Consider the following 439-nt stretch of genomic DNA (forward strand, 5'->3'; position numbering starts at 1 on the left):
GATCGGCCTGGGCATCTCGATGACCAAGGGCGGCGACATCATCCAGCTCGGCAAGGACTTGCGTGCCACGGTTGACAAGATCCGCGCCAAGCTGCCGATGGGCATCGAGATGCAGCAGGTGCAGAACCAGCCGAAATCGGTGCAGAGTTCGGTGGGCGAGTTTGTGCACGTGCTGATCGAGGCGGTGGTGATCGTGCTGGGCGTGAGTTTCCTCTCGCTCGGCTTGCACACCAAGCCGAAGCTGCGCATCGACGTGTGGCCGGGCCTAGTGGTGGGCCTGACGATCCCGCTGGTGCTGGCGGTGACGTTCCTGTTCATGAACATCTTCGACATCGGGCTGCACAAGATTTCGCTTGGTGCGCTGATCATCGCGCTGGGCCTGCTGGTGGACGACGCGATCATCGCGGTCGAAATGATGGTGCGCAAGCTGGAAGAGGGC

The 439-nt window shown here is 62.0% G+C and carries 1 protein-coding gene; it reads left to right on the forward strand.

What is annotated here, in order from left to right; translation table 11 throughout:
- The coding region (locus I6F36_RS38840; RefSeq protein ID WP_225173278.1) for an efflux RND transporter permease subunit at window positions 1-439 on the forward strand (439 nt) is incomplete at both ends.

It is taken from the genome of Bradyrhizobium sp. BRP19, from assembly GCF_020194195.1.
Classification (GTDB): domain Bacteria; phylum Pseudomonadota; class Alphaproteobacteria; order Rhizobiales; family Xanthobacteraceae; genus Bradyrhizobium; species Bradyrhizobium yuanmingense.